The sequence below is a fragment of the Celeribacter litoreus genome (genome assembly GCF_020165855.1).
GTDB lineage: Bacteria > Pseudomonadota > Alphaproteobacteria > Rhodobacterales > Rhodobacteraceae > Celeribacter > Celeribacter litoreus.
Genome location: NZ_JAIUFY010000015.1, coordinates 44,530 through 67,218, shown reverse-complemented (window position 1 = coordinate 67,218; position 22,689 = coordinate 44,530). Strand labels below are relative to the sequence as shown.

19 protein-coding genes, 1 tRNA gene and 1 pseudogene are annotated in these 22,689 nt (G+C 54.2%); 7 read left to right on the top strand and 14 right to left on the bottom strand.

Going from position 1 to position 22,689, the window contains the following annotated elements; translation table 11 throughout:
• From LA304_RS16605 to LA304_RS16595, 3 genes and pseudogenes are all read right to left on the bottom strand, one after another.
• Window positions 1–1,855, bottom strand: a pseudogene (locus LA304_RS16605) (hypothetical protein); the annotation flags it as partial.
• A gap of 140 nt (window positions 1,856–1,995) precedes the next feature.
• A complete protein-coding gene (locus LA304_RS16600) occupies window positions 1,996–3,420 on the bottom strand; it encodes a TolC family outer membrane protein (protein WP_224504302.1) in 1,425 nt (474 codons plus the stop codon).
• Between the two features lie 60 nt (window positions 3,421–3,480).
• A complete protein-coding gene (locus LA304_RS16595) occupies window positions 3,481–4,134 on the bottom strand; it encodes a protein-L-isoaspartate O-methyltransferase family protein (protein WP_224504301.1) in 654 nt (217 codons plus the stop codon).
• A gap of 147 nt (window positions 4,135–4,281) precedes the next feature.
• On the opposite strand from LA304_RS16595, the gene LA304_RS16590 reads away from it, so the two are divergent.
• A tRNA-Cys gene (locus LA304_RS16590) sits at window positions 4,282–4,355 on the top strand.
• A 162-nt stretch (window positions 4,356–4,517) separates the two neighbouring features.
• On the top strand, window positions 4,518–5,933 hold the full coding sequence (locus LA304_RS16585) for a tyrosine-type recombinase/integrase (RefSeq protein ID WP_224504300.1): 1,416 nt from the start codon (window positions 4,518–4,520) through the stop codon (window positions 5,931–5,933).
• A 29-nt stretch (window positions 5,934–5,962) separates the two neighbouring features.
• On the opposite strand, the gene LA304_RS16580 is transcribed toward LA304_RS16585, so the two are convergent.
• From LA304_RS16580 to LA304_RS16570, 3 genes are all read right to left on the bottom strand, one after another.
• Window positions 5,963–6,382, bottom strand: a complete 420-nt coding sequence (locus tag LA304_RS16580) for a hypothetical protein (RefSeq protein WP_224504299.1) — start codon at window positions 6,380–6,382, stop codon at window positions 5,963–5,965.
• Between the two features lie 112 nt (window positions 6,383–6,494).
• On the bottom strand, window positions 6,495–7,232 hold the full coding sequence (locus LA304_RS16575) for an ATP-binding protein (RefSeq protein WP_224504298.1): 738 nt from the start codon (window positions 7,230–7,232) through the stop codon (window positions 6,495–6,497).
• Complete coding sequence (locus tag LA304_RS16570) at window positions 7,232–8,032, bottom strand: hypothetical protein (protein WP_224504297.1); 801 nt, start codon at window positions 8,030–8,032, stop codon at window positions 7,232–7,234. Before LA304_RS16570 ends, LA304_RS16575 begins: the two co-directional genes overlap by 1 nt.
• Before the next feature lie 162 nt (window positions 8,033–8,194).
• Here LA304_RS16570 and LA304_RS16565 point away from each other — a divergent pair, with 162 nt between their 5' ends.
• The 4 genes from LA304_RS16565 to LA304_RS16550 all read left to right on the top strand — a co-directional run bounded on the left by LA304_RS16565 (window position 8,195) and on the right by LA304_RS16550 (window position 12,170).
• Window positions 8,195–9,085, top strand: a complete 891-nt coding sequence (locus tag LA304_RS16565) for a hypothetical protein (RefSeq protein WP_224504296.1) — start codon at window positions 8,195–8,197, stop codon at window positions 9,083–9,085.
• A 1,020-nt stretch (window positions 9,086–10,105) separates the two neighbouring features.
• Window positions 10,106–10,444, top strand: a complete 339-nt coding sequence (locus LA304_RS16560) for a DUF6626 family protein (protein ID WP_224504295.1) — start codon at window positions 10,106–10,108, stop codon at window positions 10,442–10,444.
• A gap of 136 nt (window positions 10,445–10,580) precedes the next feature.
• Window positions 10,581–11,153 (top strand): tyrosine-type recombinase/integrase, encoded by a 573-nt coding sequence (locus tag LA304_RS16555; RefSeq protein ID WP_224504294.1) that lies wholly within the window; start codon window positions 10,581–10,583, stop codon window positions 11,151–11,153.
• 126 nt (window positions 11,154–11,279) lie between these two features.
• Window positions 11,280–12,170, top strand: coding sequence for a BglI family type II restriction endonuclease (locus tag LA304_RS16550; protein ID WP_224504293.1), 891 nt, complete (start codon window positions 11,280–11,282; stop codon window positions 12,168–12,170).
• On the opposite strand, the gene LA304_RS16545 is transcribed toward LA304_RS16550, so the two are convergent.
• The 3 genes from LA304_RS16545 to LA304_RS16535 all read right to left on the bottom strand — a co-directional run bounded on the left by LA304_RS16545 (window position 12,154) and on the right by LA304_RS16535 (window position 15,729).
• Window positions 12,154–13,089 (bottom strand): DNA-methyltransferase, encoded by a 936-nt coding sequence (locus LA304_RS16545; protein ID WP_224504292.1) that lies wholly within the window; start codon window positions 13,087–13,089, stop codon window positions 12,154–12,156. The genes LA304_RS16550 and LA304_RS16545 overlap by 17 nt on opposite strands.
• Window positions 13,090–13,538: 449 nt before the next feature.
• Window positions 13,539–13,847, bottom strand: coding sequence for a hypothetical protein (locus tag LA304_RS16540; protein WP_224504291.1), 309 nt, complete (start codon window positions 13,845–13,847; stop codon window positions 13,539–13,541).
• A gap of 91 nt (window positions 13,848–13,938) precedes the next feature.
• Entirely contained in the window at window positions 13,939–15,729 is a 1,791-nt protein-coding gene (locus LA304_RS16535; protein ID WP_224504290.1) for a PHA/PHB synthase family protein, read from the bottom strand.
• Window positions 15,730–15,919: 190 nt separating this feature from the next.
• Between LA304_RS16535 and LA304_RS16530 the strand changes: the two genes are divergently transcribed.
• Window positions 15,920–17,299, top strand: coding sequence for an MBL fold metallo-hydrolase RNA specificity domain-containing protein (locus LA304_RS16530; RefSeq protein WP_224504289.1), 1,380 nt, complete (start codon window positions 15,920–15,922; stop codon window positions 17,297–17,299).
• 93 nt (window positions 17,300–17,392) lie between these two features.
• Here the strand turns inward: LA304_RS16530 and LA304_RS16525 are convergent, their stop codons facing one another.
• The 5 genes from LA304_RS16525 to LA304_RS16505 all read right to left on the bottom strand — a co-directional run bounded on the left by LA304_RS16525 (window position 17,393) and on the right by LA304_RS16505 (window position 22,683).
• A complete protein-coding gene (locus tag LA304_RS16525; protein ID WP_224504288.1) occupies window positions 17,393–17,665 on the bottom strand; it encodes a hypothetical protein in 273 nt (90 codons plus the stop codon).
• Between the two features lie 240 nt (window positions 17,666–17,905).
• Window positions 17,906–18,802, bottom strand: a complete 897-nt coding sequence (locus tag LA304_RS16520; protein WP_224504287.1) for a glycoside hydrolase family 26 protein — start codon at window positions 18,800–18,802, stop codon at window positions 17,906–17,908.
• Window positions 18,780–20,645 (bottom strand): glycosyltransferase, encoded by a 1,866-nt coding sequence (locus LA304_RS16515; RefSeq protein WP_224504286.1) that lies wholly within the window; start codon window positions 20,643–20,645, stop codon window positions 18,780–18,782. Before LA304_RS16515 ends, LA304_RS16520 begins: the two co-directional genes overlap by 23 nt.
• Window positions 20,642–21,640, bottom strand: coding sequence for a UDP-glucose 4-epimerase GalE (gene galE, locus LA304_RS16510; RefSeq protein WP_224504285.1), 999 nt, complete (start codon window positions 21,638–21,640; stop codon window positions 20,642–20,644). The genes LA304_RS16515 and galE overlap by 4 nt, the downstream gene beginning before the upstream one ends.
• On the bottom strand, window positions 21,637–22,683 hold the full coding sequence (locus LA304_RS16505) for a UDP-glucuronic acid decarboxylase family protein (RefSeq protein ID WP_224504284.1): 1,047 nt from the start codon (window positions 22,681–22,683) through the stop codon (window positions 21,637–21,639). Before LA304_RS16505 ends, galE begins: the two co-directional genes overlap by 4 nt.
• Window positions 22,684–22,689: the final 6 nt, after the last annotated feature.

Here is a 22,689-nt window from a genome sequence, read left to right as displayed (position 1 = left end):
CTGCTTCTGCTTCTGCTTCTGCTTCTGCTTCTGCTTCTGCTTCTGCTTCTGCTTCTGCTTCTGCTTCTGCTTCTGCTTCGAAGTGCTCCACCAATTCCTCTACCGCAACGATTTCTTCTTCGGCGGCGGCGTCCTCTTCGACGGTCTCGCGCGCGGTTTCGTCCTCAGCAGAGGTTTCTGCGGCACGCCCAAAGGCCCCGTAGACGGGTTGGGCAACGTCGAAAGTTTCGCGCTTTTCCGTCTCGTCCGAAGCACTTTCCTCACCGCCACGGGCCAGCGGCGCCACAGTCGGGGCGGGACGCCCGAGCGAAGCATATCGCGCCCTGAAGCGTTCGAACTGGCTGGCTTGCGGTTCAGGGATCGCGACCGCTTCCGGTTTGGAGGGCGCGGGCTCGGGCATCACCTCACCAGTTTCATCGGCAGGTGCGTCGTCAACCGCATCAATCCCTGCGACAGAGCTGGAGTCTTCTGCGACGTCGAGCTCGGTAGCGCCCTCTTCATCGCTTTCGGAATGATCGTCTTCAGCAAGCTGGAGTTCATGTGTCTCCTCGGGCGCGTCATCGCTCACAGGGGCATCGACCATATCTGTGCCGATGGCACTGTCGTCTGGCACCGCAGCCTCGATCGGCTCGGACGCATCGACATGATCTTCGCGCTCGGCAAGGATTTCGGTGACACGCGCCCCCACGTCAGCTTCATCATTCGGGGACACTTGTCCGAATTCGGCAGTGCCCTCTTCGGAGGCTTCTTCCGCCTCCCAATCAGACGTTTCCGCCCCGACTGCGGCTTCCAACTCTGCGATGCGTTGCTCCAGTGAAATATCTGCGGCGGATGACTCGTCCGTCTCTTCGAAGGCCTCCTCTGCAACAGGTGCCGCGTCTTCCTCCGGAGACGGGTCAAAGGAAACAGTCTCGCTCGCCTCCTCGGTGTATCCAGACATGATCGCGTCGAGGTCAACCGTGTCGACATCAAAGCTCCCGAGATCGTCTTCATCGAAGCTGCTCAGGTCAGCCTCAGCGGTTTCAGGGGTGTCCTCCTCGACAGCGAACTGATCGCCGAGAACGAGGACTTCTTCCTCAATCTCGTAACCCTCGTCATCATTTTCGAGAGCGGGCATGGTGATGGCGGCTTCAGAGGCTTCGGCAGCATCGGACTCCGGGACCTCTTCCTCGATAGCCTCCGGGAGCACAACAGCATCGTCGAGCGACAATACCAGCGGCTCTTCGATCTCCGTCGCTTCGACGGGGGCTTTAGGGGCAATGTCCTGTGCCTCTTCGACGGGGACGAGAAACTCTGACGAGAGGACGAACGGCTCAGGCTCTGCCTCGTCAGCAACGTCTGCCGCAAAGGTCTCAATTTCCTCTGCTGCCTCTGGAGCGTCCCCAGCGGCGTCAAGGTCCGGCACCTCGTCCTCGAAGCTCAAACCGGAAAGATCAATCTCGGCCTCATCCGCAGGCGTCTCTGACACCTCGGCCTCGTCGGCAAGCACAGAGAGGTCGATATCATCGAAACCTGTGTCGGTCGTTTCCGCCGTCTCAAACTCAGACGACGCCTCTACATCCGAATCCTCTTCGTACCCCTCGAAGTCATCGAAGCTTTCAACTGGAGCGATTGCTTCAGGCGCAGCATCTGATGCCGGGGATTCTTCTGTCTGGCTCGATTCGGGCTCCGAAAGACTATCAAACTGTGCAGAGCTTTCGGCTGGGTCGACATATTCCGAAGCGTCAAATGTGTAAGAATATTCGGACGAGGCCCCTTTATTCTTTGAGGCTTCAGTTCCTTTTGTTTCGGCCACGAGACGCCGGATTGAGGCGAGAACCTCAGCGGCACTTTGTTTCGACGCTGGATCAGACATTATGTCTCCCTAATCAACTTATAGGAGATGCTATCTACGTTACGCACGACACTCAACAACGTGTTTCGATGCGCGCACAAGAAGGCACAAAAAAACCCCGCGCTGAATATTTTCTGGCGCGGGGTTCATCATCTTTTGGATTACTGGTTCTGTTTCATGAGCGTCTCTAGGACGTGATCCAGTTTTTCACCTTGTGGACTGACCGTGCGCGTCGGCGCGGATTTGACCGCGTTGTAATACGCCGCAGGATCGTAAACCGGGACATCCAGCTTGAGTTGTTCGACCGTCAGAAGGCCCATGGACTGCAGGACAGAATAGGCCTGCGTCTCACGCGCGATGCGCGCCTGAATGGCCGAAACTTGCGCGTCGAGCAGATCCTGCTCGGCATCGAGCACATCAAGCGTGGTGGACGCGCCAAGATCGGCCTCTTCCTTCACACCATCATAGGCAACGCGTTGCGCACGCACGTAAGCGTTGGAAGCTTCCTCGGACGCATTGTAGACGGAGAGCATGGCCCAGTTCGTGCGGACACCCTGTTCAACTTCACGGCTGGACTGGAGGAGTGCGGCACGCGCCTCATCACGACCGGCAATAGCTTCGCGCACCGCCGATGTCACGGCACCGCCAGAGTAAATCGTACCACCAATGCCCAAGCCGATGGATGTCGCGCTGTCACCAAAATCCGTAACGCCAGTGCCAGAGTAGGTCTGGGTCACGGTACCGGACACAGTCGGGAGAACACTGCGCTCAGCGATCTGAACAGCGATGTCCTGTGCGGCAACCTGATGCTGAAGCGCGATGATGCCTGGATGGGTTTTCGCCGCTGTGCTCACAGCGCCTTCAAGGCTCGACACAGGAAGCTTCACTGCAGGCGGGCTCTGAAGCGTGCCGGGGTAATGACCGATCGCAACCTTATAAGCTTCGCGCGCGGCAGAGAGTTCGCCCTGCGCGGCAGCGGCGTTCGCGCGCGCAGAAGCGAGCTGCGCTTCATACTGCGATACTTCGGTGCGCGTGATCTCACCGACATCGAAACGGTCTTGAGCGGCGCGAAGGTTCTGCTGGTTCAGACGGACTGCGCTGCCACGAAGATTGACGAGTGCTTGCGCCTCACGCACACCCATATAGGCATCGACAGCCGTCGCGAGCACTTCCTGCTCGACATTCACGAGCGCAGCGCGCGTCGCAAGCACAGCTTCTTTCTGCACATCGACAGAGAGCTGGTTACGCCCGAAGGTGTAGATATCCATGGACGCAACGAAAGAGAGCGTATCCTCGAGATCACTCCAAACCTTGCCTGCGGCCGGAGCGCTCGGATCAACGGCCCGCGTCTTCCCGAGCTGATAAGAGTATGTGAGCGAGGGACGCATGGCGGCGAGCGCCTGGGCGACACCTTCGTCAGTCGCACGCAGCGTGGCGCGGTTTTGCTCTAGCAAGCCAGAGTTCTTATATGCAGATGCCAGTGCATCCCCGAGTGTTTCCGCAACCGCCGCCAGCGGAACCAGACCCAACCCCGTGGAAGCCACCCCTGCGAAAAGGTAGCCACGGATTTTTGTTTTCATGCTCATCGGCCTCAATTGCCCCTCTGCTGTCACGCCGGGGCCTTCCCGGCCGCTCAGACGTTCTTTTTAGAGCGCGAATTCCGCGCGTTTTTCAAATCCGGGAAGCACAGGCGCGGTTGCGTTGAACACCATACGCCAAGTGATCTTACCGTCTATCTTGTACCCCATACGCACAGTGCCAAGGGCTCCGTCGAGGAAAATAACACAGATACGGCCATTTTCCTTAACCTGCGACAGAATGCCATCCGGCAATTCCTCAACGCCACCTTGCAGAATTACGACGTCGTATGGACCATGCGCTGCAGCGCCGGCTGCAATCGCGCCAGTTTCCACAACAACATTGTCGGATCCGTTGGCCGTCAGAGCAGCCGCAGCTTCCTTAGCGAGCTCTTCATCCTCTTCCACCGCGATCACCGCTTCGGCCATCCGCGCGATGACGGCGGAGGAGTAACCGAGGCCACAACCGAGATCGAGAACCAGCTCGTCTTTCTGAATGTCGAGCGAGTCGAGCATTTTCGCGAGAACACGCGCATCCAAGACGACACGACCATTGCCGAGATCGACATGCTCACCGACGTAAGCGCCCGCGCGTTTCGCGTCAGGAACAAACTGCTCGCGGGGAACAGTCAGCATGGCTTCAATGATGGGATATTTGGTCACATCAGAGGGACGGACCTGGGTGTCGACCATAGTGGTGCGGAGCTGTGCGAAATCAGGCATCGGCTGAACTCTTTCGTTCAAGGGCTTTCGCGCCCTGTTTTGCCACAAGCGTTCGCAAGGAGCAACATCACTTTGCACGTGCAATAAAGCGTCAAAAGGCGGCTTGCGCAGGTCATCCGCTTGGTATAGACACCGCCTCACCATTTCGGCGAGTTGGCGGAGTGGTGACGCAGCGGATTGCAAATCCGTGTACACCGGTTCGATTCCGGTACTCGCCTCCAATATCTTGTGCCCCCACCGCACAAATCCCCAAAATCCCACAAGATTTAGCCTGATTCATCTCGTGCACAAATCGCACACAATCCGCGTGCAGTTTATGCTGCGATTTCGCAGGAAAATCCGTATAGTGCATACTGGACAGGCACTTAACGAGACGTTTTTCGATGAGCTATGGCGTAAGCACGATACCTGTGCACAAAAAACTCAGGCTGGATAAGCGACGCGGCAGTGACAATTGGTATGCACGTTTGACGTTGGACAATGGAAAGCGCATCGTAAAGAGCACCAAGACAGACGACTTGGAGGAAGCAAAAGAAAGGGCAATTGCGCTTTATTACGAAACCGAAGCCCGCATCAAAAACAACCTTCCCGCACAAACCCGCAAATTTAAACACGTCGCCGAGTATGCCATCAAACGCATGCAAGAGACATTAGAAAACGGCACGGGCAAGCAAGCATATCGAGACTACATTTCGGCACTTCGCATTTGGCTCATTCCGCATTTTGGCAGCACGGATGTAGACAAGATAGATTTGGCTGCACTGACGGCATTTGATGCTTGGCGTACACAGCACAACAAAAAGCCGTTTTCACAGAGCGGCATCAACAATCACAACGCAGCACTTAACAGAGTATTCGACGAAGCGGAGCTGCAAGGCTGGCTGGTCAAGTCAATGCGTCCCACCCTGCTCAACAAAGGCATCAAAAGCCAAAGCAGGGGAAGCTTTTCAAACGAAGAGTATACGAAAATTTACACAGCTCTGCGCAGCTGGCACAAAGAGACAGACAACAAGAAGGCAGCAGCAACCCGAGAGGTACTGCGGAACTACGTCTTGTTTCTCGCAAACACCGGCGTCCGACATGGAACAGAAGCGCTTGGGCTACGGTGGCGAAACATTGAATGGCAGAAAAGCGCTGGCGAGCAATACTTGGTGGTGAATGTTGACGGAAAAACGCGCAAGAGAGGCGCAGTGGCACGAGACCGCGTCGAAAGCTACTTGGATAGACAAAGCAAGCTGAACCCAGCACTAAGCCACGACACCTTCTCAGACTTGCTCGCAGCCAAAAGCGACGAATACGTGTTCACAACGCGCTTGGGACAAGTTGCCAACATCGCCAGCTTAAACCGCGCATTTAATGCGCTGCTAGACGATTTGAACTTGAAAGTTGGTGCGGACGGAAAAGAGAGAACGCTTTACAGCTGGCGGCATTACTACGCGACGCAAGATTTAAAGCGCGGCGTCAGCACACACGTGCTGAGCAAGCAATTAGGCAACAGCACAGCGATGTTGGACAAGTACTACAGCAAAGTAAGCCCCCTTCTAAATGCTGATTTGCACAGCGGGCGCAACAGACGGAAAAAAATTGACGCAGCGACAGATGCAGGCGCCGGCAATGTTGTAGGAATTGCTTTTGAGATGTTGGCTACTGGCAAACTGGACGAGGCAGGGTTGTTGGCTGCTCTGGGCGTTGAACGACAAAACTATATTGTAACGGAACAGATTGCGTTGAAGGCGCTTGCAGCAAAGAACGGTGAACTGATTAACACTGAAACGTTGATGCGAATATTGAACGGCTAGAGCGAATTGCTACCCTAGCCGCATCAGCTTCAAGCTGCCTTGCGTTTTACTGCTTCTGCAATCACGGCATCCAGCTCACCAGCCAGAACAGCTGCTCTCAACGTTTCCAATGCAGCGCCCGCGTCTTTCAGCGCCTTCACAAACACCGCATTACCCTTGCCAAGCACAAGAGCCTTGTTTCCGTATTTGCACTGCACATACCAACCGCCGTCTTGTTCAAAAAACCACGGTCGAACTTTGCGCAACTTTTCAACCAACACCTTCTCACCGTGCTCGTTCTTTCCCCAAGTCTTGCGCGCCGTTTCAAAGCTTTCGCCCCTCAACGCAGCCTCCACAACTTTCATCTGCTCTTCAATACCAGCAACAAGCTTCTGCCTGCGCTGCTGAATAGGGTCTTGTTTGCAAGCACGGACAACGGATTTGACGGTGAGTTTAGACAAATTGGTCATATTTCTTGCTCCTTGAGTTTCTCACTCAATCCTGCGTCCTCTATTAAAAAATGCGATCTAATTCAGACAAATACGAAGAGACCCGCGCACCGGCGCGGGTCTGTAGCTTTGATCACACAAGCCGCAAGCTTGGCTTTGGCGGTGGGTTTTCGCTCGGAACTTTTCGGCGTCGGATCAGCTTGTTTACGACTGTTTGCACGGTTCGAATGTCGAGAGTTTTCGAAGTTAGGTCGCAGTGCATATTCAGCACTTCCAGAAGTGCTTCATCCTCGTATGCAACACCCGCGCGGTGGAGCATTTTCTGAGCGAGTGCCAACAATCGGTTGGGTGGTTGCTGGCGCATTTCGAGCTTGGTGTTGAAGCGACTAAGCAATGCTGACGAAAAGGCTTTTTCCCTCGCCGTCTGGTCATGCAAATCAACATTCGTTGTAGCAAGCACCATGCTACGCAGTTGCCCTGAATTGCTGAAGTCGATGAACGCGGTCAGTTCTCGTTGCTGCGCATCGCTCAACTCATCAAGCTCATCAATGATATACAGTGGACAATCTGAGTGAAGGCACGCAAAATCTAAACTGTTTCTGAGAAACTTGCTGTTGAAGCGTTTTGCCTGCTCCTTGTCCTTACAATTGAAGACAGTCACACCGTGTTCTTGCAAGTCAGTTGTCCCGTATCTCTCGAAAGCTATTGCTTTCACCACAGTACTTTTACCGGTGCCAGGGAGTCCCCAGAGCAGAAGATTGTCGGTGGTATCGGGACTTAAAAAGTCCCGCACCTCTTGTTCGACGTAATTATCTGCAAAGACACACTCATCAAAAAGAACTTGCTCGTCGCATTCCCATTGCTTCGTCATTACGCAGCCTCCTTCTGCTCAGTCGTAGAGCTGCTCGCGAGCTGTTGCGTCGCTTCGCTTGCAGCCCGCTCTTGTTCACGCTGCTTTTCCGCTGCGCTAGCCAGCTCCTCTGCGTCAGCCAGTCCCTTGCCAGCTCGCGCAAGTGCCTGCTTAGTCAGCGCTGCGTTGTCGACGGTCGAGATGATGCCGAAACTGCCGTCAGCATTCTTGCGGAGGATTGCGACGCAAAATTCAGTATCAGCTACTTCTTTCTCAGCAGCACGCTTAATGTGCGCAGCTGCAACTGGCGCGAGTGGAGCAATAGACTTGAAGGCATCGCGGGCGATTGCTGCATAGTCTTTGCGCGGCTCTCCATTGCCGCTACGGCGCACTTCGTCGACACCGCCCGCAGCGACAATCCAATCTTTGAAGCAATAGTCTTTGTTGTGGATTTCTTCTGCAAAGGCGACGCGCAGCACGCGGGCGTAGGTGCTCTCACGCTTCTGCTTCAGTTCCCCGCACACAAAGCGGATAACTTTGAGCTCAAGGCTAGTGGACGCAATTGCATGCTTCGCTTTCTTATCACGCGTCATAGCTTCAAGCTGCTGCTCAAAGGTCTGGAGGACACGCTTAGGCTCTTCAGCTGTTTTCAAGGCGACAAGCACGTCAAACGCTGAACTCAGAACGGCGTATACAGCCTTATTTGCACGGCTCAGCAGTTGGTCAGCAGAGGCGAACTGCTTACGCAGTTTCTTGAGATCAGTGACAGCTTTGGTTGCGATCTGAATGTTGATCTCAGTGTTTTCAATCTTCGTAGTCATTGTGTGTTCCTTTCTTAAAGAACTTTGGGTTTGTAGGGCTGATCCCCGTTTGTTGCGGCTTAATCACCAGCAACATCTACAAGATACCCTCCTTGACTACTCAGTGCCGTGAAGTGATATTGGCAACATATGATGAGATAGTTTTACAGGTAACATACTAATATGAATGATATTTCATCAGAATATAGACCTTCATCTGGGCGCAAATTCTTTATGCATGCGCCACCGTTTAAAGGTCGGCGCTCAAAAAAGACTGGAGAGTTCCTGTCAAAACGACTCGCGCGAATCCAACCGCCTTTTGATGGGGCTGAGCCATGGCAGTGCTCGGTCTATTATTTTTGGTGGGAGTTCCTGCGTCGACACGATGGATATAGGGATTGCTGTGAGCGCGGCGGCGAAGGGCGCTACAAGAAGCTCTACGCCGATTTTGGAGACGTCCACAGCTACACTGAGAGTGAATTTTGGGCTTGGTGGACGGCGAAAATGAACGACCAGGAAACGCGCGGTGAGTATCTGTTCGCAGAGCCAAAAGCGCGTCCACTTCAAGTCGCAGATAGGGTGTTAAACACCCAACCTTCAGATACTCTCCTTGTCGAAATTCCGCTTGAAGTTCGCACTGCTTACCTCGTGCGTTCTTTCCGGCGCTTACTCGAAGAGCACAAAGGTGCCGTTGCAGCGGCTCGACGGGTCAGCCGCGCACGATATCCGGTTACGGCAACCGTTCGCCTCGTCTCGCTCTATCAAACTCTTCGCGTTTGGGACGCATGGATCGAACATGGTCGAACAAAGAAGAAGTATGAGATTGCCGACTTGGCAGGGGTGTATGTGAACCGTGTCGTCAACGGTGAAACTGTCGAAACGCTCAAGCGGCGTGATCTGCCCTACAAAGACGTTCAGAACGAGGTTCGACGGCGCCAAGTGATGGCGGTCAATCGCTACCTGACCGCAGCACAAGACTACATCGACAATGTTGGCAAGGGACAGTTTCCGCTTCGCAATGAGGGAACCAAAGCGCCGAAACGCTATAAGACACGCGGAGAACGAGCGCGCTGACTTCAATGCTCACGCATACTGCCCGCTTTTGCCCGCGTTTCCAAACTCCTTAGCCCGCTAAAGCTAAATACTGACGTGAGGACGAAACGATGCATCCAAATGATTTGAAAGTGACCATGCGCCAGCTGCGAGCGAGCTACAACCGAATGAACAGGCGGCAAAGGTTAGAGACAGCACGAGTGCTGCTCGACACCGCCGCTGAGTTTGCCATGCAGCTACGCAGTGAGGTGCGAGAGGGTGATGCGGCACAGAACAGACAGAAGGCGAAGAGGAGAGAGACTGAGGTCGATCCAAAACCGCCGACAAAGCCTGTCCGTGTTGCAGAGCCATCGAAACCCAAAAAGCCCAAATATTCGGGCAATCACGCGCCATCTGCGCGTAGATGATAAATAACTTAGCAAGTTAAGGCACCCGCTGCTTGCACCACAAACTGACCACAAGGTTAGCACGCCAGTTATAATCGTGCTGTGTAGCCGTTCTGATGTGAGACGGAGCACAAGCGCATTGTCAGTTATGCGCTTCAACAGTCTACCCTGCCATCGCGCGCAGGATGCCCAAAGTGCGCCGCCTATGCGGAACTGCACTTACTGTTGTCGGAATGGTTGTAGCGCAGAAATGCGTGAATTTAGTGAGACGGAATGACACGCTGCACTGCAGTTCCCGTCATCGCGCTGGAAACAGCTTTGCTACACCAGCTCCAGTGCGTGCGTATGATGCCCCAGTAATAGAGACGATAGCAAAACCTGCTCTTCCCATGCGGTTTGGTGAGTGTAGCCTATAACGCGACGAATAAAGTCGTGCTGATAGATCACGCCAAAGTCAGGCGTGATCTATTGGCTCTGAATAAAGCCACCCAAATAACTCAAATTATCTTGTGAAAGATTTAAGCAGAAGAATGTGCTGCGCGGCGTATGCGGAGCGACAGCGTTGCAATTAGCTACGTCAGCGGCTGATGCGAAGCATCAGCCAAACAAGATGCCAATGCAGAAAGCAAAACAACGAATATTTAAGGAGTGAACCATGCTTTTGATGGAAGAAATTTACTTACAACTACGCAAGCAAGACCTTGTGGATACAGCCGAACAGTTCAGCACAGATTGGTGCTGGCGCAGCCGAAGTTGGTATGCAGTTCAGAAGAACAAAGAAAACGACCTGACAGTTGCAACAGCGATTACATGCTTGAATAATGTAAAAGTCAAAATTGCTCTCGCTCATCTCAAACGCAAGAAACTTGGCAGCATTATCGACGGCGACATCAAAACACTTGGCTTCATCAAAGATCAATTGGAAGTCTACCTACTTGTGAAGCACAGGATCGCTGCAGTTGCGGACGAGGAGACGCCAAATAAAAAATGTTAGACTTTCAATAATATCCAACATCTTCACAGAACGGCATTTAATTACAAAGACTTAACTTCATTGCCTTTTTCGGTCGCTTCCTAAAATGTGTGGTTTTACAATGGATTATGACAAAACCACACATTTTAGGTGAGACATGAAACAAGCAAAGCTACTGACGCCCGAAGAGCAAAAACGTGTTAACGCGCTTTTAGATGCCCATCGTTACAGCGCAAGAAACCGTGCAATTTTCGCCTTCAGTTATTTTGCTGGGTTACGCGCATGTGAGATTGCAGCACTGAAAGTTGGAGACGTGTTTGATGCGGACGGCAATGCCCGTGACACGGTGTATTTGGCAGCTACGCAGACAAAGGGTGATGAAGCTTGCACTGTGCTTGTAAGCAAGCGACTGCACAAAGCACTTGCCTCATATGCCGCCACCTACCCTCGCCATATCAGTAAACAAAACGCGCCGTTGTTCTTCAGCGCAAAACATGGTGGCTTTAGTGCGCAAACCATCGTCAACTTGTTCGCTCGCTTCTACGCACTTGCTGGCATTAAAGGTGCCAGCTCGCACAGCGGTAGACGGCAGTTTTTGACGGAGCTAGCGGACAAGGGCGTGAACGTGCGGGTGATACAGGCGCTGGCGCGGCACAAGGACATCAGCACGACGCAGCGTTACATTGATTACAACGAAAGCAAGCTGCGCAACGCGATTGAATTAATTTGATTTCGTGTGATTAAAGTGAATGCACTATCGCTTGCCTATGGTTACTCAATGCGACGAAGTTAGCCGTCTAGAGAGTTGCCTTAATATTTGAAACATGGCATCCCTGCAAAAAAGTGTGGGGAACAAATGTTTGAGAAATACCAAGAATTCCAACATAAAATATATAACGAAGCACGGAACCAATTTGTAGCGGACCCATCGACTCTTATCGAACTAGAAAAATATTTCTCTGACTTAATTTTCAACAAACTTCAGGAACATATGGTTGCAATCCGCCGAGACTACGATGAGGCGAGCTACCTACATGCATTTTGGAAAAACTATCCACCAGAAAAGCGTGGTCGAGCACCAGTAGGAGACCAGTTTCCGTGGATTGAGGTTGGCGAACACGCGCTCGGAAGTAAAGTGATAGACTTTTTAGAAGGGTATCAACCGCGAGATGTAGGATTGCCTACAGGTCCAGACCAACGTTACGTTGTCTCTTCAAATGATATTTTAGGAATCACAAACGGCATAACTGCCTCTGCTTGGCTGTTCATTGACATTAAGTCAGTCGGTCCAAGAGATGACTTCTCACACACGGTTATGAGCCACAATCAGATTTCTGGTGACGGTATTTGGAATTCACCCGCGGAAGGAATCTCAAACTCAATTCTAACTGCGACGGGCAAGCGTACTTCACATCCTTTTCACTGTTCTATCCCTCCACTGTATGTTTTGAGTGACGGAACGGTGGCGCCCGTTATCATGATGGCTATAAAACCAGTGTATAAAATGCTGTCCTTGCAGGAAGGAATTGGTGAAAGCGGACAACCCTTGTCGAAAGTATCTTTAATCACCATTCCAAACGGGATCCCTCTTACTGTGTCACCTAACTATTTAAAACAACATCCCAGCCTGCTGTTTCCAGGCAAAGACGACAAAGGGAAAGACCCGTTAAAAGTTCGCGCAAGAATTAGTTTTGAGTTGCTGTCGAAAATCGCAGATTGGCGTGTCAGAACTACAACGCTAGCCTAGGCTCCGCGAGAAAAGACTTGATGTTACGCTCTGCGAGTTCGACATACTTTCGTTCCTTTTCAAAACCGAGAAAGTCTCTACCCCAGTTTAGTGCAGCGACCGCAGTTGTTCCTGACCCCATAAACGGGTCCAAAACCAAATCCCCCTCACTTGAATAAAGCCGAATTACTCGGCTTGCCAATTCAAGAGGGAATTTGGCTTCGTGGTCGTCGTTTTTACGGACAGAGTCGATATACCAAACCTGCCGATTAGCCCATTCTTTCCACTCTTTCTGCGGAATTTTACTTCGGTCGATTACTGTTTCGCCAGGCTTCCAAAAAACGTAAATGTCCTCTGTTTCTGACACTGCCTTCAACGAGTTTGATACCCACTTGGAGTTCGCCCATGCAGCGTCTTTCACCCAAACCCTTTTATCGTATAAGTATAGCCCTACTTCTTCCGCATATTTTTCTAAGTTGCCGCCCACAAGCTTTACTTTTGTTTGTGTAGCGTACTTGCCGCCCCTGATATTGTTGCCGTTCAGTCTGCGGTCGATTGTTTGCTCGGAACACCCCAACAATTCTGCAAGCTGGTTTCTATTGAAATTCGGATGTGCTGCTTTTGCATCGAGGACCATATCTCGCGTAATTGGCGACCTTTGCCGTGCAATGTTCATTGACTGAAATCTCGGAATGTTTGGGTCTTCAAAACAAAGGATGTCCGCGATGTTAATAACCATAAAGCCACCAGGCTTTAACGCGCGACCATGACCCGCGATTACTGATTTCAACAATTCCTGCCAACTCTCATACGTTGCGTCGCGCTCGTATTCCTTTCCAACAAAATATGGCGGTGACCAAAAACTAAGTGCTACGCTCGCCTCTTGAACTCCTGCGAGCAAATTCCGTGCGTCACCGTGTTGGATTACATTTTTCTGCAACTGTTGTCTCCCTACTGCTCAACGGATGTGTTACATGTTGCATTATTCGAACGCAATTTTCGAGTGATGCTTTTGCAGAGCTTTGTGCAAACTAACGCTTCAAAAGCCAAACAGCATCTGGCGCACATTTTTGTGCACTATTTAGTGCACATTAGTTACAATACATTGTAACTAATTATTTTTCATAAGTATATTCATGTGCATACCTTTTGCAAATCCGTGTACACCGGTTCGATTCCGGTACTCGCCTCCAAATTTCCCAAACAGCAAATGAATATTGTGCCACCGCCCCAACACAGCGGATGTGGCTGTTTCATTATGCTGACCGGACCACGCGGGCATTGCACGAAAAGAGGCGAATGCGGACGATGGATCCCGCGTTTCGGGCTTTGACAGTCGCAGAGGGAAATAGCAAAAGCGCGCTTTACGAACCTGTGCCGGTTCAAAACTCATTCATATTCGTCGAGATGCAGCAACATTCTTTGAAGCTTTGATCGACGGAGATGGTCTCGCTGGCTTTCACTAAAAACGTTCTCGAAAAGATATCCACCGATGATCGGCATAAACACGCCATTTAACAGGGCGTAAAACGAGACAGCAAACAAACCAGTTGAAACCCATCCCAGAAACATTGCGATATTCATCGGGATGATTTCCCATGTCGCACCGAAGTAAAATATAAGCGTCAGGGGGCCAGCTGCTGTTCCGGTATAAATCGAAAACCGAAATGCGCGCTTCACCTTATGTTTGTTTGCCATCTTTTCCCGCAATTAGAATATCGACTGATCCAACTTGCCGCTGATCATAGCACCAGCCATGACCAGCAGGAACAGAGACCTGTCCGTCGTTTTAGCCTTGGTGAATGTAGCTGCCGGGCGCAGGCTCGATGATCGGATAGCCCTGCTCGGCTGCGCCAAGCGACGGCGGCGCGGCCTCATCGCCATTTCGCGCACGCAACCACTTCAACCACGCGGACCACCACGACCCCTCCTTCGGTTCCTGCTCTGCAAACCAGTCATCTGGCGCGATATACGCCGCCCCCGGTTTGCGGCGGGCGATCCGGTAGTGACGTGACGGGTGCCCCGGCTCGCTCAGGATGCCGGTGTTGTGCCCACCGTTTGTCACAACAAGTGTCATGTCGTTATCGGTGAAGAGGCTCGTCTTATAGACCGACTGCCACGGAGCGATGTGATCGCTTTCAGTGCCGACAATGAACATGGGAGCGCGGATGTCCTTGAGCGCGATCACCTGCCCCTCGACCGCGAAGCGTCCTGCCGTAAGCCGGTTTTCGAGGAACAGTCCGCGGAGGTATTCACCGTGCATTCGTGCAGGCATCCGCGTTGTATCGGACGCCCAGACACCGAGATCCGTTGGCAGATCATCCTTTCCGAGAAAATAGCGACGCACCGCGCGCGTGTAGATCAGGTCTTCGCTCCGCATCACGGCAAAGATGCGCGACATCTGCGGCCGGTCGAGATACCCCTGCTCCCACATCATGTCCTCGAGCAGCGCAACCTGGCTTTCGTCGAGGAACAGAAGCAACTCACCGGCCTCGCTGAAATCGACCTGCGTTGCCATCAGGGTCACGCTTGCGAGGCGGTCATCTCCGTCCCGCGCCATGGTCGCAGCCGTGATCGCGAGGATGGTTCCACCGAGGCAATATCCGTTCGTGTGGATTTTCTCCCCTGGAGCGATTGCACTGATCACATCCAGCGCCGCCATGACGCCCCGCTTTCGGTAATCTTCCAAAGACAGATCCGCCTGCGCCTTGGTGGGATTGCACCACGATATGACGAAGACCGTAAAACCGTTCTCGACCAGATACCGGATCATCGAATTTTTCGGCGACAGGTCGAGCACATAGTATTTCATAATCCACGCGGGCACGAAAAGTATCGGCTCCTTGTGAACGCTCTCGGTCTGCGGTGGGTACTGGATGAGTTCGAACAGATCGTTGCGGAAGACCACAGACCCCGGCGTGCAGGCGAGGTCTTCTCCGAGACGATATCCTTCAGGCGGCGGGCGGCGCTCTTCGGTGATGACATGCATGAAGTCATCGTAGAAATGCGCGGCACCCTCGACGAGGTTCCGTCCGCCCTGCTCCATCGTTGTTTGGATGATTTCTGGGTTCATCCAAGGAAAGTTCGACGGAGAGATCAGATCGAGCCATTGGCGATACATAAACTGGACCCGATCCGCATCCTGCGTGCGCAAGCCTCGAAAGTCACGTGCGGCATAATCGAACCAGTCCTGAGTGGCGAGAAAGGCCTGTTGCCAGAACGTGAAAGGCGCACGCTGCCATCCCTCGTCCACGAACCTGTGATCGTTCACGCCCGTCTTGAACGGCGGCGGCTCATCCCCGCCGGTCATCGCGTTAAAGCCGTGCCGGACGAGGCCTAACGCATTTTCCTGCGCATGGTTGACCAAATCCGCCTGTCGCCCCGGTGCGCGGCTGAGGTGGACGAGCCAGTCCATGAAGGCCTGATTGTAGGAATACGGCGATATGCCCGCAGTCATTTGGGCAAGCGTCGCCTGCGCATAACGGTCGAGCAGATTGTAATGCTCGGCGCCTTGGCCCTCATTTTCCAAAGGCTCCTCGACCTCTGGCACGGCGTCATTTTTCGGCAACTCACGTTTCATGGCGCCTCCTCCCCCGCGGAAACTGCCGTGAGTATACACGGGAACGGCCGCGCCGCGTATGATGTGCCTCAGAGAAGCGCATCGAGGCGGAATTTCGCTTTTGTTCCGAAAACGGCGTAGACTGAGTATGCGGAGGCTGGCCACGCTGAGTCTTCGCACACATTGGCGCCCCAAGAGGAGGAGGATCGTCATGAAAGTCACCTTTCACGGTGCGGCCCAAGAGGTCACGGGGTCCTGTCATCTGATTGAATGTCAGGGTCGCAAAATCCTGATCGACTGCGGCATGCACCAAGGCGGCAGAGGCCTGCATGAAGACAACTCAGCTCCGTTCGGATTTGCGGCGTCAGAGATTGATTTGGTCCTGCTCACGCACGCTCATCTCGATCACTGTGGGCGGTTGCCTTTGTTGGTTAAACGCGGGTTTCGGGGGGAGATCATCTCGACGGCGGCAACACGCGATCTCGCGCGGCTCGTGATGATGGACTCGGCGCACCTGCATGAAGAGGCCGAACGGAGGCACCACCGGCACGGCGAACGCGGGGACCGGTTTGAGGCGCTCTATGACACGATGGATGCGCTCGACGCCGTGGACCGGTTCGGGCGGATTGCCGATTACGAGACCCCCATAGAGCTGTTCCCCGGCATCACGGCATGCTTCTACAATGCAGGACATATCCTCGGATCGGCCTCCATCCTCCTGACACTCTCCGAACACGGTGAGGAAAAGCGCATTCTGTTCTCCGGCGACCTCGGACCGGTAGGCCGGCCTCTCCTAACCGACGCAAAGCCGCCACCAGCCGCCGACATTGTCGTCATGGAGACCACCTATGGTGACCGGAACCACCGAAGCCTTGCGGCCTCCATCGAAGAGTTTTTTGACGCTGTGAATGATGCAGACGCGCGCGGCGGGAACGTGATCATCCCGACTTTCGCGCTCGAACGGACACAGGAACTGCTTTGGTATCTCAGAAGTGGGATGAACACGGGGCGGCTGCGCAAGTCGATGCAAGTCTTTCTCGACTCGCCCATGGCGATTTCAGCAACACGGATTTTCAAACGGCACGAAGACGCGCTACGTCCCGAGCTTTGCCTCACGATCAAGGGGGGTGGAGATCCGTTTGCCCTCTCGCAGCTTCACTTCACGCGTGAGGCGCAAGACTCTATGGCTCTGAACCGCATCCGGTCCGGCGCAGTGATTATGGCAGGTTCCGGCATGTGCACCGGTGGTCGCGTCCGCCACCACCTTCGTCACAACCTCCCGCACAAAGATTGCAGCGTGATTTTTGTCGGCTATGCCGCCGAAGGCACCCTCGCGCGGATCATCATCGACGGCGCCAAACAGGTGAAGCTTTTCGGAGACGAAATTCCGGTGCGCGCCAAGATTCACACGATCAACGGGTTCTCCGCTCATGCGGATGCAGATGATCTCCGTGGCTGGCTTCGGCAAATTGAAGGGGTCGGACGCGTATTCCTCGTTCACGGGGAAATGCGGGCGATGACTGCGTTTGCCGAAACGCTCGACGGCATGAGCGTCGAAATTCCGGAACCGCATCAGGTGTACTCGCTCTAGAAATCAACCTCTGAAAAGTGGCCCCTGCAACCTCGTACGATGCGCAATCAGGGCCATTTCATTCAACGATTGTTCAAAAGATCGAAGACCGGATCAGCGGCGGAAACATTTCGATTTGGAGCCAAAACCGGAGGGGGAGCAAATCCAGCTTCCAACGCCAAGAGACGGGGATACGGATGCCTGCTGCACAGGTGCGCTTTTGCCTTGGTTCAGCCAGTCGAACCGTGCGGAGCCTTTGCCCGCAGACGTTTTCACGACGGTCGGGCTTTGCTCATCAAATCCCGGAGTAACCTCAGCGACTGCACCAACAGTCGACAGCCCCACTACCATGGCAAATGCCACGCTCACACGTTTAGAAGAAGTCATCTTTCCTGCCTCTCGATTTGACGCCTTGGTCCGTATCGAAGTCAGGACCTGCGCTCTCTACGACGTGAACTCGCAGAACTTTGGTGTATCGGTCAACCCGCGCATCCCCGTGGCAAGAATGTGTCTGAAATGTGTCGCGCCCTGCGACAAAACGGCGCCCGGGAGTTTCCCGAGCGCCGTCAAAGTTTTAGTCTGCTTTACTGGGCTACGCCACGATTGGCGAAACCTTGCCAATGCCTATCAATTAAGCACTTGGTTTTTGATCCTCCAATCCGGAGCGCCGAAATTTTCGGGCCACGGATAGACTTCTCGCTGGTTGAAATAGAACACACCAACGAGATTCGGATACTGGGTTTTCTCGGCGCGGACGCTCTGCTTCCACATCTCCACGTAGTCTTCTTTCCCGACATATCCCAGTTCGGCGACAACGACCGGCTTGCCATAAATGGCAGCGCGCTCGTAGCGAGGTGCAAAGATGTCGTCGAAAGTCCGGTCACCGCCGTACTTTGCCTGATCCCATGTCTGCAGCCCGAAGACCGTGAGACCGATCAGATCGGCATAGTCATCGCCTGGGTAGTAGTCGCCCATGTCTTCGTTTCCGAGTGGCGACCACATCACGGTGATGTTCGGCGCGCTTTCGCGGCACAGATCAATCATATGACGATAGGCCGAGATATAGGTATCCGGATTCCAGCCAGACCAGATGAACTGACCGGATTCGTCATCCATCTCATGCGCGAACCGGAGTGTGACCGGGCTCTTCAGAGTCCCAAGCACCTGGCACACGGCTGTCATGTTCGGATCATATTCACCGCGCTCAATTCCGCGCCGCAGATACTGAGCCGTGTTGCGTTCGTCACGCGACCACGTCCATGGCTCCAACGTCACCAGAAGCGCACGATTGCGTTCGCGTGCATACTCGTCCGCGTCGTTTAGCGATGGCAGGAAGACGTCCTCCCATGGCAGGAACAGGTGTTCGACAACGACCGGGTTCTTCGCCATGAAATCGCCGTCAGGATCATAGACCCCGAACGGGATATCACCGGGCGGCACGTCGACCGGTCCGGCAAAAGCCGCCCCTGCGAGACCAACAGCGGTCCCCATTGCTATCAAGCTATTTCGAAATGAGATCATCATAGTTCCCCTCCCTTTGGTTTGAGAACCAGTCGGACACATTCGGTGAGAAGCGAATATGAACGTCGCCCCGCTGGCCCATGCCTGCGCCCGATACGACATACTCGACTCGTGTCAGTTGGATCGGCGCGACCCCGATCGCAAGATATCGCAGGCTCTCCGCACCTCGTAGTGTAACACCAAGCGCAGAAAATGCCATGACGAGCGTCAAACTCAGCCCGTATGCCGCGTATTGCACGGGGTGAGAGAGCCTGAGACCCTTCAGATGCGCTTCCTTCACGTGGCGGACGAGGATCACCGCAACGAGAATAATGTAAAATACCGCATTAACGATCGAGAGAAGGTAGAACCCCTTCGCTTCGACTGTCTGCGAGACGAAAACCACAGGCGCAATCGCGCCAACAGCCAATAGCAGATACACTCCGACCACGCGGACAGGCAGGGACACAGACGTGGCCTCGCCTTTTGGCGTAATCCGGAAATCCACGAAACGACCTGTGATCCGGTCATAGACTGCCATGAGGCAGCCCCAGAGCACCCAAGGCCACTGGACCAGTTCGAACAAGGCTTTTTCCCACGCAATCACCTTGGCATCACGCGGCCGGAAGAGGCCGTCGTTGCGTGCATTCGCGTAGATGTACAAAATAATGACAGTCGGAGGCACAACATGGCCGATGAAGCCCGGATAGGTGACATCTGCAAAACGGATATCGAATGTAACCGCGATGATCGGGAGCAGGTACATCATCAACATCGACAAAGCGAACATCAGGTACCAACTCTGGCACAAGACGAAGAGAAACTTCAGTCGCAGAGGCAGTTTCATCAGGTATTTCGGCGTGTAGGTGAGAAGCAGACTCATCAGAGACCGCGACCACTGGAATTCCTGCGTCACGAGATCCGGCAGCGTCGCAGGCCCATCGCCAATCGCATCAGCATCTATGGCGTGCACACCGCGCCATCCGGCCGCCGAGATCAGCATCGACGTTGAATGGTCCTCTGCCAACTCGGGGCCGAGCCCACCGGCCTGTTTGAGCGCTTCGGTCCGCACGGCATAATGCGATCCGATGCACATCGGCGCGAGGATGGCGGTATAACCGGCCTGAAAGACGCCGTGGAAACCGGCTTCCTTATAGAGGCGCGTGCGGGCAGCCCAGCTTTCTTTCGCATTCGCGGCGCATACGGACGGCGCACTGACATAGCCGACCTGCGGATCTGCAAAGGGCCGTAGCATCTCTTTCAGATAGCCCTCCTGCGGGACATGATCCGCATCGAGTTGGCTCACGATATCGTAGGCCTCATAGCCGAAGGTATCGTAGAAGTAGGTGAGGTTGCCCTCCTTGCACCGTGTTCGGCGCGGCCAGGTCTCGCGATGATACTCTTCGATACCAAAACGGCTCGACACCTTCACGCCATGCGCCTCGCACCACGCAAGCGTTTCTTCCGAAGGCTGTTCGTCAGCGAGCCACGTGTCATGCGGATAGTCTTGCGCCAGCATCGCTTCGAGCGTCTTGCGCACAACCGCGAAGGGTTCATTCGGCGTCTTGGTGGTAATCATCGCAACGCGCCACTGACCCGGCTCCGGATCAGGCGCAACGGACCGCACAGCCTGCAGGAACACGACAATGAAATAGGCGAGCATCGCCCAAACAAACGCGATCCCTACGGTGACGATCCAATATCGCCAAGGTCCGATGACATTTGAAGGCTCCAACCACCAGACCCAGAACCATCCGGCCGACACGAGCCAGACAGCAACCCAAACCCGATACCAGATCGCACGCCCCCGCGAGAACACTGGCGCGAGCATCGGACGAGGTTCAAGAGCTGGATGGCGTCTCTTCATGCAGACAAATCCGTTCTATCACGTTCAAACCAAGGCGCCGCATCGGCGACGATCTGATTCAGGTCGTATGCCGTGCGGAATCCCAAAATCTCCGCCGCGCGCTGCGGGTCAGCCGTCAACTCCGCAGGATCGCCCGCCCGTCTCGGCGCCTCGATTACCGGCACGGGCCGCCCCGTGACCCGTTCAATAGTCTGCAGCACCTCACGTATGGATGCGCCGCGTCCCGTCCCGAGATTAAGCGCCATCGACCCTTCGCCGGAATACAGATGCTCTAGCGCCAGAACATGTGCCCGCGCGAGATCACTCACGTGGATGTAATCACGGATACATGTCCCATCCGGCGTCGGATAATCCGTGCCGAAGATGTTGAGAGCGGCCCCAGCCCCAGAGGCCGCTCTCAGAGCGATCGGTATCAAATGCGTTTCAGGCTCATGCCGTTCACCGAGTTCGCCACTCGGGTCTGCACCAGCCGCGTTGAAATACCTGAGCGCTGCATAGTCGAGACCCCAGGCCGCATGTGCGTCCTGAAGCATCCATTCGCAGATCAGCTTTGTCCGCCCATACGGATTGATTGGCCGCTGGGGCATGTCTTCCGTGATCGGCTGATGGTCCGGCACGCCATAGGTGGCGCAACTCGATGAAAAGACCATATGGCGCACGCCGACGCGTTTCATGGCCGTGAGCAGACCGATCATCGATCCGAGATTGTTGTCATAGTAAAGCTCAGGGCGCTCGACGCTTTCCCCGACATAGGCAAGCGCCGCAAAATGAACGACGGCCTCAATCCGGTGTTCGGTCAATGTGCGTTCCAAAAGAAGTCCGGGATCCCGCAAATCGCCAACGACGAGCGGACCCCATTTGACGGCATCGGCATGCCCCCTGGAAAGATTGTCGAAGGAGACGGGAATGCTCCCCGCCTCCGCGAGCGCTTTACAAAAATGCGAACCGATGTAACCGGCACCTCCAGTCACCAACACGGCTCTGGGTAAGCTCATAGTCGGCCTCCCTCCTCTACGCGCCTCCGTTCCTGGCTGGCAACCAGCTCTCCCGCGAAGTAATCAATTGTCATAGAAAGCCCTTCGCTCAACGAGACCTTGGGACGCCAGCCGAGAAGGTTCTGCGCCCGCGTCAAATCTGGCCGGCGCTGCAATGGGTCATGTTTCGGCAGTGGTTTGTGCACCAGCGGAGACCGCGATCCGGTTTTCTCCAGAACAAGCTCAGCGAGTTCGAGCATAGTAAACTCGTCCGCATTCCCGAGATTCACAGGGTCAGAGATCGTGCCGAGCACCTCCGGTGCGTTCATCAAGGCCATTAGCCCTGCGACCATATCCGAGACGTAGCAGAACGAGCGCGTCTGCGTCCCGTCACCGTAGACCGTCAGCGGATCTTCACACAGCGCCTGAACGACGAAATTCGACACGACACGACCGTCGCTCGGATCCATCCACGGACCGTAGGTGTTGAAGATGCGTGCAATCCGCACATCCACTCCATGCACTTGATGCATCTCGTAAAAGAGCGTTTCGGCTGCCCGCTTGCCTTCGTCATAGCAGGCCCGCGGACCGATCGTGGCAACATTGCCGCGATAACTTTCCTCCTGCGGGCTATGATCAGGATCGCCATAGACCTCGGACGTAGAGCTTTGAAGGATGCGCGCGCGTTTCTCACGCGCCAGTTCCAAAAGATTCAACGCGCCGATTACGGACGTTTTGAACGTCTGCAACGGATCATATTGATACTTCGGCGGTGAGGCCGGACAGGCCAGATTGTAGATTTGATCTACGGGCATCGAGAGCGTGAAAGGCTCAACAATGTCGTGCAGGATGAACCTGAACCGCGGATGCGCAATCAAATCCGAAATGTTTCCGTGTCGCCCAGTCGACAAATCATCCAGGCAAATGACCCGGTCCCCTTCTTCCAATAGTACACGTATCAGATTGGACCCTATGAACCCAGCGCCCCCTGCCACGAGAACAGTGTGGCGCACGTTAGAATCACCTTGGTCAAATCTGAGCGTGAATGTTTTCTTACCAAACATTCTCCC